Origin of the sequence: Pseudoduganella sp. R-31 (assembly GCF_049913235.1) — a bacterium.
Lineage (GTDB): Bacteria > Pseudomonadota > Gammaproteobacteria > Burkholderiales > Burkholderiaceae_D > Rugamonas.
Map to the genome: position 1 here is coordinate 1,436,177 of NZ_CP183986.1, position 14,281 is coordinate 1,450,457.

Consider the following 14,281-nt stretch of genomic DNA (forward strand, 5'->3'; position numbering starts at 1 on the left):
GCTAAATGACACTTCTACTATAAGCCTTTGGTGGGCTTCAGGTACCTTTCGAGGTAGCGACCGTTCGCTTGGGGGCGGATGCGTCACTCAGACGAACGAGTACAATCGGCCAACAGCGAAAGTTCATCCTAATTTCGATAAAGATTTTTAATGCGATTTCGAGTAACTTCAATTACCTTCGAGGATGAGGCTAGGATTATTCTGGCGCCATTGTGCAGAATCGAGGATTGGCTAAATGCGGCGATGGCCGATGGAGACTTCGGGCCTGGCTTGGATAGTCTCATGATCGTGCTGATCTCTTACTATGTCGATGAACAAGGGCAGATAAATCAAGTTCCCAAGCCGTCGAGGTTGAGTAGGTATAAAGACCCAATAACTGGGAATGAACAACGCTGTTTGGCTCTGCATGTTTCTGTCGAAGACAAAGCGTTGCTTGCTGTAGGGCAGGAAAAGATGGTTGGCTATCTCAGTCAGTTGATTGCAGAGAAGTTGCCAGAGCGCCCATTACGGCTCCCAAAAGGGCTGGACTATGGCCGCTTAAAAACCGCCATACAGAAATGCGTCAGCTCTTTTGCTGAAGTAAGTTAGTCGGGCCGAGACCGGCCAGAAGCGGACCTCGGTCGAATATTTGAAAGAAGCTTAGTGGCCTATCATGTGTTGATTTTCACAGCGTCGACGACAGTTGAACCTACGGTCGACCTCTACTTAGGGTCTGCACAAACCGTCGATCTCTATTGGGAGTCGGCTGGCCGCGAAATCGGTCTGCGCAGTTGCATTGCGTGGCTTCCGGCCTCCCAAGATAACTGTTCATTCAGCAAACTCGTCGGCGCGAGAAAAGATGGTCGCAGGAATTCGAACCATCGAACGAATTGTCGCCGAGCGTCAGAGGTAATCTAACGCTACCGGCCAATAGTCGATGTCCAACAATTTGCGTAGTTAGTCGGTTTTGTTATACCTGCATCAGCACTAGGAGACAAACAGTGAAGCGCTTTATCGATGCAACGAAGTCGGCAGTGGCCGATCAAAACTGGTACGCGGCGCTGTCTCTTGCGCTTACAATGCCGGACATATGTGGCAGGCTCGAGAATCCGAAGGCGGGATCTCAAGCACGGTTTACAGCGTGGTTCGACAAATTCCTTCTTAAGCGCTACCAGATGAAAGTTGGACCAATGCGTGAGCTTCACACCTTTCTCTGTGGAGCGGATTGTTACGCACTACGCTGCGCGTTTCTTCATCAGGGCGAGTTCGGAATCGATGATCAGCGTGCGCAACAAGCGTTAGAAAGTTTTCATTTCATTGCGCCTCGAACCGGTATGCTCGTTCACAACAACAAATTCAACAATATCCTGCAGTTGCAGGTGGACGTGTTCTGCGTTGATATATGTAACGGGGTGGAAGAATGGCAAGCGTCCGTCGCCGCCGACGCCGACATCCAAGCGCGGTTAGCTAAGCTTGCAACCATCGGCCAGTTGTGAAGGATGGCCTTTAACCGATTCTTTGAGAGTACAGTCGCCGGCAAGCCGATGGCCGCCGCCAACGTTAAACATTCGAAGGGCAGCGAAGGGGCGAGAAGGGCCTCTCGGTGAGAGGCTCTACTGTTGCGGTTACAGGTTTGGTGCCAGCCAGTGCTCAAGCTGGTCCTTGGAAACACCGCGGCGAGCGGCCATGTCCAGCACCTGGTCTTCGTTGATCTTCCCGACGGTGAAGTACTTCGACTGTGGGTGCGCGAAGTAGAAGCCTGATACGGCGGCGCCAGGGAACATCGCGAACGATTCCGTCAGTTCCATTCCGATCTCGTTCGCGTTCAGCACGCGGAACACATCGGCCTTCACAGTGTGCTCAGGGCAGGCCGGATAGCCCGGCGCTGGGCGGATACCGCGATATTCTTCGTTGATCAGCTCTTCGTTGCTCAGCGTTTCATCGGCGGCATAGCCCCACAGGTCTTTACGCACGCGCTCGTGCAGGTACTCGGCAAAGGCTTCTGCCAGGCGGTCAGCCAGGGCCTTCAGCATGATCGACGAATAGTCGTCGTGCGCATCTTCAAATCGTTTCTCGTACTTCTCGATACCCAGGCCCGCGGTTACAGCGAACATGCCGATGTAATCCTGCTTGCCAGAGTCCTTCGGTGCGATGAAATCCGACAGGCACTGGTTCGGGCGCTGCACGCCATCGATCACAGGCTTCAGGCCTTGCTGGCGCAGGCCGTAGTAAGTGAACGCCACTTCCGAGCGCGACTCGTCGGTATAGATTTCGATGTCGTCTTCATTGACGGTGTTTGCCGGCAGGAGCGCGATCACGCCGTTGGCGGTCAGCCAGCGGCCTTCGATGATTTTCTTCAGTAGCGCCTTGCCTTCTTCAAACACCTTCGATGCGGCCTCGCCGACCACTTCATCGGTCAGGATGGCAGGGAAGGGGCCGGCCAAGTCCCAGGTCTGGAAGAATGGACCCCAGTCGATGTATTCGGCGATCGCCGCCAGGTCCACGTTCTTGAATACGCGGCGGCCGACGAACTTCGGGCGCACCGGCGCAAATTCGAGCTTGGCCTTGTTGGCGCGTGCGGCTTCCAGCGAAACGGTAGGCAGCGCCTTCTTGTTGGCGTGCTGTTCGCGGATGCGGGCGTAGTCGTGGTCCAGTTCTTCCACGAATTTGCCGCGCTGTTCGTCGGTCAGCAGCGATTGCGCCACCGAGACGGAACGCGAAGCATCCGGCACGTACACGACCGGGCCTTCGTAGTTGTGGGCGATCTTCACCGCAGTGTGGGCGCGGCTGGTGGTGGCGCCGCCGATCAGCAGCGGGATCTTCATCATGCGGAAGTGCTCGTCGCGCTGCATCTCTTTCGCGACGTGGGCCATTTCTTCCAGTGACGGCGTGATCAGGCCGGACAGGCCAATGATGTCGGCGTTTTCCAGCTTGGCGCGCGCCAGGATCTCGGAAGCGGGCACCATCACGCCCATGTTCACCACTTCAAAGTTATTGCACTGCAGGACAACGGACACGATGTTCTTGCCGATGTCGTGCACGTCGCCTTTCACGGTTGCGATGACGATCTTGCCCTTCGGCTTGGCGACGATGCCGGTACGCGCTTCCTCCGCCTTCTTCTCTTCTTCGATGTAAGGAATCAGGTGGGCCACGGCCTGCTTCATCACGCGCGCCGACTTCACCACCTGCGGAAGGAACATCTTGCCCTGGCCGAACAGGTCACCGACGATATTCATGCCATCCATCAGCGGGCCTTCGATCACATTGATCGGACGGCCACCGGAAGCGAATACCTGCTGGCGCATTTCTTCCGTGTCTTCGGTGATGAACTGGGTGATGCCGTGCACCAGCGCGTGCGCCAGGCGCTTCTCGACCGGCGCGTTGCGCCATTCGAGGTTGGCAGCTTCCTGCTTGGCGCCGCCTTTCAGCGTCGCTGCGAATTCGATCATGCGCTCGGTGGCGTCTTCGCGGCGGTTCAGCACCACGTCTTCCACACGTTCGCGCAGTTCTGCCGGCAAGTCGTCGTAGACGCCCACCATGCCGGCGTTGACGATACCCATGGTCATGCCCGCCTTGATGGCGTGGTACAGGAACACGGTGTGGATCGCTTCACGGGCCGGGTCGTTGCCGCGGAAGGAGAACGATACATTCGACACGCCGCCGGAGATCTTCGCGTGCGGCAGGTTGTTCTTGATCCAGCGCGTGGCCTCGATGAAGTCGACGGCGTAGTTGTTGTGTTCTTCGATACCGGTTGCGATGGCGAAGATGTTCGGGTCAAAGATGATGTCTTCCGGCGGGAAGCCGACTTTTTCGGTCAGCACCTTGTAGGCGCGTTCGCAAATTTCGATCTTGCGCGCGAAGGTGTCGGCCTGGCCGGTTTCGTCGAAGGCCATCACGATCACGGCGGCGCCGTAGCGGCGGCACAGCTTCGCCTGGCGGATGAACTCCTCTTCGCCTTCCTTCATGGAGATCGAGTTCACCACGGCCTTGCCTTGCACGCACTTCAGGCCCGCTTCGATGACCGACCACTTGGAGGAGTCGATCATGATCGGTACGCGAGAGATATCCGGTTCGGAGGCGATCAGGTTCAGGAAGCGGGTCATGGCGGCCTGGGAATCCAGCATCGCCTCGTCCATGTTGATGTCGATGACCTGGGCGCCGTTTTCCACTTGCTGGCGGGCCACCGACAATGCCTCGTCGTACTGCTCGTTCAGGATCATGCGCGCGAAGGCTTTGGAGCCGGTCACGTTGGTGCGCTCGCCGACGTTGACGAACAGCGAGTCGTCGTCGATGGTGAACGGCTCCAGGCCGGACAGGCGCTGTGCCACCGGCACGTGCGGCAGTGCGCGCGGGGTGGCGGTTGACAGCAGCTTGGCGACGGCTGCAATGTGGTCAGGCGTGGTGCCGCAGCAGCCGCCGGCCACGTTGATGAAGCCCGCGTCGGCGAACTCGCGCAGCAGGCGCGAAGTATCTTCCGGCAGTTCGTCGAAGCCTGTATCGCTCATCGGGTTGGGCAGGCCGGCATTCGGATAGATGCAGACGAAGGTATCGGCGATCTGCGACAGCTCTTCGGCGTAGGGACGCATCAGGGTTGCGCCCAGCGCGCAGTTCAGGCCAATGGTCAGCGGCCTGGCGTGGCGCACCGAGTTCCAGAAGGCCGGCACGGTCTGGCCGGACAGGATGCGGCCGGAGGCGTCGGTCACGGTGCCGGAGATCATCAGCGGCAAGCGCTCGATCTCAGGTCGCTCGTCGAAGTACTGGTCGATCGCGAACAGCGCTGCCTTGCAGTTGAGGGTGTCGAAGATGGTCTCGACCAGCAGCACGTCGACGCCGCCGTCCACCAGGCCGCGCACCTGCTCGTAGTAGGCTGCGACCAGTTGGTCGAAGGTGACGTTACGCGCGGCCGGGTCGTTCACGTCCGGCGAAATCGAAGCGGTCTTCGGGGTCGGGCCGAGGGCGCCGCAGACGTAGCGCGGCTTGTCGGTGGTGGAGTACTTGGCGGTGGCCGCCTTGGCCAGCCGGGCTGCTTCCACGTTCATCTCATAGGCCAGGTGGGCCATGAAATAGTCGTCCTGCGCGATCGAGGTGGCGCCGAAGGTATTGGTCTCGATCAGGTCCGCACCGGCTGCCAGGTAGCGCTCATGGATCTCCTGGATGACGTGCGGCTGGGTCAGCGTCAGCAGCTCGTTATTACCCTTGACGAACAGCTCGCGGTGGCCGCTCCCTTCGGGCGCGGCGAAGTCGGCGAAGCGTTCGCCGCGATATGCTTTTTCGTCCAGCTTGTACTGCTGGATGATGGTGCCCATCGCGCCATCCAGGAACATGATGCGCTTCGCGAGGATCTCGCGCAGCTGGGCTTCGGTCTTGGAGGTTGGACGGGTCGTGTTAGTCATTTTGATATCGCGGATTGGGCAACGTGGACCTGAAATTATACGGCAAAGCAGCATTTTCCCTCGGCCACCGCCCCCTGCCGCCGAGACAAATTCGGTATTTGCTTATTCGGAAAAGGCATCAACTTTCACATTTGTGCTGAATCAGCACAAATCATGTGTTGCCAGAGTGCTACCAAAGCGTCAGCGGCCCGCCTAAGATGGCTTCATCAACCAACCACTTTGAAGGAGCTCAAAATGCCTATCCTGAATATCACCGTCAGCGGCACCCCGGAACAAGTGCCTGCCAAAAAAGTCACCAATATCCTGATGAAGCACACCGGCGAAATCCTGCACAAGGCGCCGGCCCTCACTGCGATCGCCGTGCATTACACGCCCCGCGAGCAGTGGTTTGTCGGCGGCGAGTCTCTGGCGGAGCTGGGAAAGGCCAGCTTCTTCTTCGACATCAAGGTGACCGACGAGACCAATACCGCCAACGAGAAGTCGGCCTACATCGCGGCGGTCTACAAGGACTTGCAGGAGCTGCTCGGCGAACTGCATGAAGTCAGCTACATCCACATCGACGACGCGCGCCCGGCAGCCTGGGGCTGGGGCGGCCTCACGCAGCAGTTCCGCGCGGTTCAGAAGATGTTGATGTAAATGCTGGCGGCGTAATCGACGAAGGCGCGCACTTTAGGCGACAGGTGGCGGTTCTGCGGGTAGAGGGCGTACAGCTCGCGCGGCTTGGGTGTATAGCCGGGCAGGACTTCCACCAGTGCGCCGTTCTCAAGCTCTTCGCGAACGATGAAGGCGGCGGCGTTGGCAATGCCAAGACCGGCCGCTGCTGCCGCTTTCAGGGCGACGTTGGTGTTGGCCTGCAGCGATCCGCGCACAGCGACAGCATGCTCCGCGCCATCCGGGCCGACCAGCGTCCATTCACTGGCGCGCGTCGCCGCCGTGTAGACGAGGCAGTTGTGTTGCGCGAGATCGTCCGGGACGGCAGGCGCGCCGTGCGCGCCCAGGTAGCCTGGGCTGGCGACAAGCATGACCTTGCTGGTGGCGAGGCGGCGTGCGACCAGCGTCGAATCGGGCAAGTCGCGCGCCAGCCGCAATGCGACGTCGAAACCATCCTCGATCAAATCGACCATGCGGTCATTGCATACCAGGTCGACCTGCACGCCGGGATGCTTCGCCATGAAGCCGGGCAGCCATTGCGCCACCTCGATGGTGCCGAAAGCCATCGGCGCATTGATGCGCAGGACGCCGGTGGGTTCGGCCTGGTGGCGGCCGACGTTGCGGTCGGCGTCATCCAGCAGGTCCAGCACTTCGCGCGTGGATTCGTAGTAATCGCGGCCGGCATCGGTCAGGGCGAAGCGGCGCGTGGTGCGGTTCAGGAGCTGGGCGCCGAGGTGTTCCTCGAGCTGGCGCACCTGGCGCGAAACGATGGTGTGGGAAATGCCGAGGGCGTCGGCGGCAGCCGTGAAGCTGCCCAGTTCAACAACGCGGCGGAGCGCACGCAGCGCCGCGAGTTGGTCCATTTACTGGAAGCGCTGCCCGTCGAGCGGGAAGCCTTTGATGAATTCGGCGGCCGGCAGGCGCTTGCCGCCCGGTTTTTGCAGCTGCGTCAGGCGCAGCGCGCCTTCGCCGCAGGCGACGATGATGCCGTGCTGCGCGTCGGCGGCAATCACCTGGCCGGGCGCGGCGCTGCTGCCTTCGTCCAGCACTTCAGCGCCCCACAGCTTGATCACCGTGCCATTCACTTCGCCGTGGGCGCCGGGGAATGGATTGAAAGCGCGGATCTTGCGGCTGATTTCGCGCGCAGGCTGGGTAAAGTCCAGCGCTGCCTCTTCCTTCAGGATCTTGTTGGCATAGGTGACGCCTTGCTCGGGCTGCGGCACGGCTTCCACCACGCCTTTTTCCATCTTGTGCAGCACCTTGACCATCATCTGGGCGCCCATGGCGGCCAGTTTGTCGTGCAGGCTGGCGGTGGTGTCCTGCGGCGTGATCGGGGTGCGCTCGATCAGCAGCATCGGGCCGGTGTCCAGGCCTTCTTCCATTTCCATGATGGTGACGCCGGTTTCCGCATCGCCGGACTCGATCGCGCGGTGGATCGGCGCGGCGCCGCGCCAGCGCGGCAGCAGGGAGCCGTGGATGTTCAGGCAAGGCTTGATGTCGAGGGTGGAGCGCGGCAGGATCAGGCCGTAGGCGGCGACCACCATCACGTCGTAGTCGGTGGCCAGCAGGCGCTCATGGGCGGCCTTGGCTTCCGCCGCGCGCTGAGGATCCTTGGCGTCCATGCGCAAGGAGAGCGGCTGCAGTACTTCGATGCCGTGCTTGACGGCGTATTGCTTGACCGCCGAAGGCTGCAGCTGCATGCCGCGGCCGGCCGGGCGGTCGGGCTGGGTCAGTACCAGGGGAATCTCGAAACCTGCTTCGTGCAGGGCCTGGAGGGCAACGGCCGCAAATTCAGGCGTGCCCGCGAAGATCACTTTCATGCTTCCCCCCGCAGGTATCAGTAACGGCGACCCGAAGCGCGCAACGCTTCTTCGCGCTGCATGCCACGTTCTTCTTTTTGCAGTTTGGTCTTGATACGATTGCGTTTCAAGGGGGACAGGTATTCAACGAATACCTTGCCTTTCAGGTGGTCCATCTCGTGCTGGATGCAGACAGCCAGCAGGCCGTCGGCGTCGATCTCGAACGGCTCGCCCTTGACGTTGTAGGCGCGCACCTTGACTGCCGACGGGCGCTCGACGCCGTCATAGATGCCTGGCACGGACAGGCAGCCTTCGTCGTACACTTGTTTTTCCTCGCTCGACCACAGGATTTCCGGGTTGATGAAGGCGGTCAGGCCGGTTTTGTCTTCGGTAACGTCAATGATGACAACTTGCTCATGCACGTCCACCTGGGTAGCGGCCAGGCCGATGCCCGGTGCGTCGTACATGGTTTCCGCCATGTCTTCCACCAGTTTTGCCAGGCGCTCGTCGAACACGGCAACGGGTTTTGCAACTTTGTGCAGGCGAGGGTCCGGATAGCGGAGAATATTCAGTTTCACGAGAGAATCTTATTTAAACAACAATGATTGTGCGGTAAACGGCGCATATTATGCGTGCACGATTGCTTCTGTGACACGAATTCCTTGCTTGATCAGGGTAATATGGGCAGAATTTGATTTCAGTGAGGCAAGCCTTTGTGGCCTTCCGTCATTGCCGCACCTAACGGATATATCAATGAAAAATTTTAGCACAAGCAGCAGCCGCCTGTTGGCCGCAGCCCTGTTTTGCGGTGTGACGGCCGTTTCGGCCCACGCCAAGACCATCGTCTGTGAATTCAAGCCGAACGCACCGGATAGCCATACCGTCGTCAAGGGAGATACCCTATGGGATATCTCCGGAACCTTCCTCGACAAGCCTTGGTGCTGGCCGCAGGTTTGGGGCATGAACAAAGAAGAAATCGCCAATCCGCACTGGATTTATCCAGGGCAGATCGTCTGGTTCGACCGAGAGGCCGGCCGCCTGCGCCTTGGCAACAAGGTTGGCGGCGATGGCACCACGGGCGATATGCGCCTCGGCCCGCAACTGCGGACCGAAGGCCTGGGCAAGGACGCCGTCCAGTCGATCCCGTCCGGCGCGATCGAGCCCTTCCTCAGCCAACCGCTGATCATCGAAGAAGATGAACTCAAGAATGCCCCGCGCATCATTGCGACGCGCGGCGCCCGCGTCTTCATCGGCAAGGACGACAAAGCCTATGTCCGCGGCGACCTGAAGGGCAACACCTCGTTCCAGGTGTTCCGTCCGGGTAAGCCGCTGAAAGACCCGGTCACCAAGAAGACCATCGCCCTGGAAGCGTTCTACCTCGGCACCCTGAAGCTGGAAGCCCCGGCTGAAGCAGGCAGCGACGTGCATACCTTCATCGTCGCCAGCGCCAAGGAGGAAATGGGCAAGGGCGACTTGCTGATGGCAATGCCGCCGATGCCGATGCAGAACTACGTTCCGCATCCGCCGGAAGTCGAAGTCAATGCCAATGTGCTGGCCGTGTATGGCGGCGTCACGCACGCCGGCCAGAACCAGGTTGTCAGCATTAATCGCGGAAAGCTTGACGGACTCGATATCGGATCTGTGCTGCAGCTTTACCATAAGGGTGAAGTGGTGGCCGATCCGGGCGCGTCGAAAGGCCCGCTGAATCTGCGCAAACCGACGGTCAAGCTGCCGGATGAACGCGTGGGCAGCTTGTTTATCTTCCGTGTGTTCAAGCACATTTCGTATGGCTTGATCATGCAGGTGACTGAACCTGTCGTAGTGGGGGATATCGCCAAGACAGCGGAGTAAATTCCATGGCCGTGCAAGTCACGGATGCCCCCAACCCCGCCCGCCAGGACTTCGAGCGCCTGGCGATGTGGCTGCGCCTGGCGAATACGCCGGGCGTCGGCCGCCACGGAGCCTTCAAGCTGCTCCAGCATTACCACTCTCCCCAGGCAGTTTTCACCGCCGCCAATGCCCGTCTCGCTGCGCCTCCCGCACAGGATGACGCTGCGCCGCTGCCATTGCACATGCTGAAGCAAGCCGATGCCGACATCGTGCGGCCGGGGCGCGAGCGCGCCGCTGCCGGTGCTGCCGAAGACGAGATCTCGCTGGCAGCCGCCCGCTGCCTTGCCGGTCCCATGCCGGAGCGGATACACGCGCTGGCGCATGCCTCGCTGGAATGGGCCGCGCAGGCCGGCAATCACCTGGTCTTGCTGGGCGACCCGGAATACCCGCCGACCTTGCAGCACATCGCCGATCCGCCGCTGCTGCTGTATGCCAAGGGCGACCTGGCCCTGCTCCAGCGCGAGGCTGTGGCGGTAGTGGGTGCTCGCAACGCCACCATGCAAGGCAAGTCGAACGCGCGCCAGTTTGCGCGGGCCCTGAGCCAGGCGGACATGCCCGTGATCTCCGGCCTGGCGCTCGGCATCGACGCCGCCGCGCATGAAGGCGGCCTGGAAGGACCGGGCAGTACCGTGGCCGTGATCGGCACCGGCATCGACCGCATCTACCCGCGCCGCAATGCCGACCTGGCGCGCCGGATTGCCGAGGAGGGTTGCCTGGTCAGCGAATTCGCGCTCGGCACGCAGGCGCGGGCCGAGCACTTCCCGATCCGCAACCGCATCATTGCCGGCATGACCCGCGCCACGCTGGTGATCGAAGCGGCCGCACGCTCTGGTTCCCTGATCACCGCGCACGCGGCCGTGAATGCCGGGCGTGAAGTCTTCGTGCTGCCAGGTTCCGTGCTCTCGCCGCAGTCGGTCGGCTGCCATGCCTTAATTAGAGAGGGCGCGCGCCTGGTCGCCACGCCGGAGCAACTGCTGGAAGACCTGGGCTTGCAGGCGCCGGGCGAGCCGGTGCCGCAGATGGACCAGGCCGCAGGCTGGCTGCTGGCAGCCCTCGGCCATGATCCGATTGGCGCCGATGAGCTTGCAACAAGGTTGCAACTTCCGCCAAGTGACATGCAGGCAAGCTTGCTTGCACTGGAGCTTGCAGGTGTGGTGGAAAGGCTGCCGGGCGGCGCTTTCCAGCGCCTGAAAGGCTTCTGAACTGCCGTTATGCTTGTGCCCGGCTCACAGATGCTGCTAAAGTAGCGCCATGTTTGACATCCTGGTTTACCTGTACGAGACCTATTACCGCCCTGATGCCTGCCCTGAACCCGCAGCATTGGCAAAGAAACTCTCCGCAGTCGGTTTCGACGACGTAGAGATTTCCGAGGCGCTGGTCTGGCTGAATGACCTCGCCGCCATGGCTGGCGTCGAGCAGTCGCTGACGGCCGCTTCTTCTGGCACGCGCTTCTACGTGCGCCAGGAGCTGGACGTACTGGGCACCCCCGCCGTCGGCTTTATCCAGTTCCTGGAGAGCGCCGGCCTGCTGTCCCCGCTGCAACGTGAAATCGTCATCGAGCGCGCCCTGGCGCTGGACGAGGCACCGGTGTCGCTGGGCAAGCTGAAGATTATCGTGCTGATGCTGCTGTGGAGCCAGGGCAAGGAGCCGGACGCCCTGATGTTCGACGACCTGTTTGGCGCCGAAGAAGACCAGGCGCCACGCCTGTTGCACTAAGCGCACTCTTGCCGGCGTTGCCCAACGCCGGCCGTTTCCGTAATAATATTTGCAGCATTGTGGCTTTCATACGAAGCCGCAAGCCAGCGCTTACTTGCGAATGTTGTATTATGCGCGCTGCCGCATACACCGACGAGAACTATAAATATGAGTAAAGCCCTCATCATCGCTGAGAAACCTTCTGTCGCGAACGACATCGCGAAAGCCCTTGGCGGCTTCAGCAAGCACGATGAGTATTTCGAATCCGACGACTACGTGCTGTCTTCCGCAGTGGGTCACCTGCTGGAAATCGCCGTGCCTGAAGAGCACGACGTCAAGCGCGGCAAATGGACCTTCACCCATTTGCCGATGATCCCGCCATACTTCGCGCTGAACCCGATCGCCAAGACTGAATCGCGGCTCAAGGTGCTGAACAAGCTGATCAAGCGCAAGGACGTCACTACCCTGATCAACGCATGCGACGCGGGCCGCGAAGGTGAACTGATCTTCCGCCTGATCGCGCAGAATGCGAAAGCCAAGCAGCCGGTCAAGCGCCTGTGGCTGCAGTCGATGACGCCGACCGCGATCCGCGACGGCTTCACCCACCTGCGCAGCGACGACGAGATGCTGCCGCTGGCCGACGCCGCGCGCTGCCGCTCGGAAGCGGACTGGCTGATCGGCATCAACGGCACCCGCGCCATGACCGCCTTCAACTCGAAAGAGGGCGGCTTCTACCTGACCACCGTGGGCCGCGTGCAGACGCCGACCCTGTCGATCGTGGTCGAGCGCGAAGAGAAGATCAAGAATTTCGTCTCCCGCGACTACTGGGAAGTGCGCGCAGAGTTCGTGTGCGCCGCCGGCATTTATGAAGGCCGCTGGCTGGACACCAGCTTCAAGAAGGACGAGAACGATCCGGAAAAGAAGGCCGAGCGCCTGTGGAGCAAGGCGGCCGCCGATTCGATCGCGCTGGCTTGCAAGGGCAAGCAGGGCAACGTCAGCGAGGAGTCCAAGCCGACCACCTCGATGTCGCCGGGCCTGTTCGACCTGACCTCGCTGCAGCGCGAAGCCAACTCGCGCTTCGGCTTCTCGGCCAAGAATACCCTGGGCCTGGCGCAGGCGCTGTACGAGAAGCACAAGGTGCTCACCTACCCGCGTACCGATTCGCGCCACCTGCCGGAAGATTACCTGCCGACCGTCAAGGACACGCTGGAAGTCCTGAAGGACAACCACAACTACAACCAGTTCGCCAAGCAGATCCTGGACAAGGGCTGGGTCAAGCCGAACAAGCGCATCTTCGACAACACCAAGATCAGCGACCACTTCGCGATCATCCCGACCGGCATCCAGCCGAAGGGCCTGTCGGAGCCGGAGCAGAAGCTGTACGACCTGGTGACCCGCCGCTTCATGGCGGTGTTCTTCCCGGCCGCGGAATTCCTGGTCACCACCCGCTTCACCGAAGTGGCCGGCCACCAGTTCAAGACCGAAGGCAAGGTGATGACCAACCCGGGCTGGCTGGCGATCTACGGCAAGGACGCAGCCGGCGACGACGACAAGGAAGGCAGCAGCGGCAACCTGGTGCCGGTGGCCAAGGGCGAGAAAGTCCTGACCGAGAAAGTCACGCCAAACGGCCTGGTGACCAAGCCACCCGCACGCTATACCGAGGCGACGCTGTTGTCGGCAATGGAAGGGGCGGGCAAGCTGGTCGACTCCGACGAGCTGCGCGATGCCATGGCCGGCAAAGGCCTGGGCACGCCGGCGACCCGCGCGGCCATCATCGAAGGCCTGCTGGGCGAGAAATACCTGCTGCGCGAAGGCCGCGAACTGATGCCGACCGCCAAGGCGTTCCAGCTGATGACGCTGCTGCGCGGCCTGGGCGTGAGCGAACTGACCGCGCCGGAACTGACCGGCGAGTGGGAATACAAGCTGTCGCAGATGGAGAAGGGCAAGATCTCGCGTGAAGAATTCATGCGCGAAATCGCCCAGATGACCCAGATCATCGTCAAGCGCGCCAAGGAGTACACCGACGACACGATCCCGGGCGACTATGCGACGCTGAAGACGCCGTGCCCGAACTGCAGTGGCGTGGTCAAGGAGAACTACCGCCGCTTCGCCTGCACCAAGTGCGAATTCTCGATGACCAAGGTGCCCGGCGGCCGCCAGTTCGAGATCGAGGAAGTGGAACAGCTGCTGCGCGACCGCACCATCGGCCCGCTGCAAGGCTTCCGCTCCAAGATGGGCCGTCCGTTTGCGGCGATCCTGCGCATCGTACGCGATGAAGAGATCAAGAACTTCAAGCTGGAGTTCGACTTCGGCCAGAACGACGAGGAAGGCGAGGACGGCGAAGGCGTCGATTTCACCGGCCAGACCCCGCTCGGCCCTTGCCCGAAATGCGCCGGCGGCGTGTACGAAATGGGCCTGGCCTATACCTGCGAAAACCAGGTAGCCAAGCCGAAGACTTGCGACTTCCGTTCCAGCCGCATCATCCTGCAACAGGAGATCCTCCCGGAGCAGATGGCCAAGCTGCTCAACGAAGGCAAGACCGACCTGCTGCCGGGCTTTATCTCGCAGCGCACCCGCCGGCCGTTCAAGGCCTTCCTGGTGCGCGGCAAGGACGGCAAGATCAGCTTCGAGTTCGAAGAGCGCAAGGCCAAGCCGGGTGCTGCGGCCAAGAAGTCGGCAGCGAAGGCTGACGGCGCGGAGGGTGCGGCCGAGGCGGAATCCGCAGCCAATCCGGCCGCCAAGCCAGCCGCCAAGAAAGCGGCCGCGAAAAAGGCCCCAGCGAAAAAAGCTGCAGCCAAAAAGCCGGCAGCGAAAAAGGCAGCCGCCAAGAAAACCGCAGCAGCGGAATAAACCAACGGGACCCGCGCGGTCCCG

Annotated in this window: 11 protein-coding genes; 7 read left to right on the forward strand and 4 right to left on the reverse strand. The window is 61.2% G+C overall.

Features of this window, described 5'->3' with window-relative positions; translation table 11 throughout:
* The first annotated feature begins 282 nt into the window (after positions 1-282).
* The gene (locus ACN9MY_RS06610; protein WP_426168742.1) at positions 283-588 is read left to right on the forward strand and encodes a hypothetical protein; all 306 of its coding nucleotides are present in this window, start codon (positions 283-285) and stop codon (positions 586-588) included.
* A 392-nt stretch (positions 589-980) separates the two neighbouring features.
* Entirely contained in the window at positions 981-1,475 is a 495-nt protein-coding gene (locus tag ACN9MY_RS06615; protein WP_426168744.1) for a hypothetical protein, read from the forward strand.
* A 129-nt stretch (positions 1,476-1,604) separates the two neighbouring features.
* Here ACN9MY_RS06615 and metH read toward each other — a convergent pair whose 3' ends face one another.
* Positions 1,605-5,372, reverse strand: a complete 3,768-nt coding sequence (metH, locus tag ACN9MY_RS06620) for a methionine synthase (RefSeq protein ID WP_426337029.1) — start codon at positions 5,370-5,372, stop codon at positions 1,605-1,607.
* A gap of 234 nt (positions 5,373-5,606) precedes the next feature.
* On the opposite strand from metH, the gene ACN9MY_RS06625 reads away from it, so the two are divergent.
* Entirely contained in the window at positions 5,607-6,008 is a 402-nt protein-coding gene (locus ACN9MY_RS06625; protein WP_426337030.1) for a tautomerase family protein, read from the forward strand.
* Here the strand turns inward: ACN9MY_RS06625 and ACN9MY_RS06630 are convergent.
* From ACN9MY_RS06630 to def, 3 genes are read right to left on the reverse strand one after another with little or no spacing between them, the layout of a single operon-like run.
* A complete protein-coding gene (locus ACN9MY_RS06630; RefSeq protein WP_426337031.1) occupies positions 5,990-6,886 on the reverse strand; it encodes a LysR family transcriptional regulator in 897 nt (298 codons plus the stop codon). The genes ACN9MY_RS06625 and ACN9MY_RS06630 overlap by 19 nt on opposite strands.
* Positions 6,887-7,843, reverse strand: coding sequence for a methionyl-tRNA formyltransferase (fmt, locus tag ACN9MY_RS06635; protein WP_426337032.1), 957 nt, complete (start codon positions 7,841-7,843; stop codon positions 6,887-6,889).
* 17 nt (positions 7,844-7,860) lie between these two features.
* Complete coding sequence (gene def / locus ACN9MY_RS06640; RefSeq protein ID WP_426168754.1) at positions 7,861-8,400, reverse strand: peptide deformylase; 540 nt, start codon at positions 8,398-8,400, stop codon at positions 7,861-7,863.
* A gap of 175 nt (positions 8,401-8,575) precedes the next feature.
* Here def and ACN9MY_RS06645 point away from each other — a divergent pair, with 175 nt between their 5' ends.
* The 4 genes from ACN9MY_RS06645 (at position 8,576) to ACN9MY_RS06660 (ending at position 14,257) form a co-directional block, all read left to right on the forward strand.
* Positions 8,576-9,673 carry a LysM peptidoglycan-binding domain-containing protein gene (locus ACN9MY_RS06645; protein ID WP_426168756.1) on the forward strand — a complete coding sequence of 366 codons (1,098 nt, stop codon included), beginning with the start codon at positions 8,576-8,578 and terminating at the stop codon, positions 9,671-9,673.
* A 5-nt stretch (positions 9,674-9,678) separates the two neighbouring features.
* Positions 9,679-10,914, forward strand: a complete 1,236-nt coding sequence (gene dprA / locus ACN9MY_RS06650; RefSeq protein WP_426337033.1) for a DNA-processing protein DprA — start codon at positions 9,679-9,681, stop codon at positions 10,912-10,914.
* 49 nt (positions 10,915-10,963) lie between these two features.
* Positions 10,964-11,428: a DUF494 family protein gene (locus tag ACN9MY_RS06655; RefSeq protein ID WP_426168762.1), complete on the forward strand. Its 465-nt coding sequence runs from the start codon at positions 10,964-10,966 to the stop codon at positions 11,426-11,428.
* Positions 11,429-11,575: 147 nt separating this feature from the next.
* Complete coding sequence (locus tag ACN9MY_RS06660; protein ID WP_426321246.1) at positions 11,576-14,257, forward strand: DNA topoisomerase III; 2,682 nt, start codon at positions 11,576-11,578, stop codon at positions 14,255-14,257.
* The last annotated feature ends 24 nt before the right edge of the window (positions 14,258-14,281 follow it).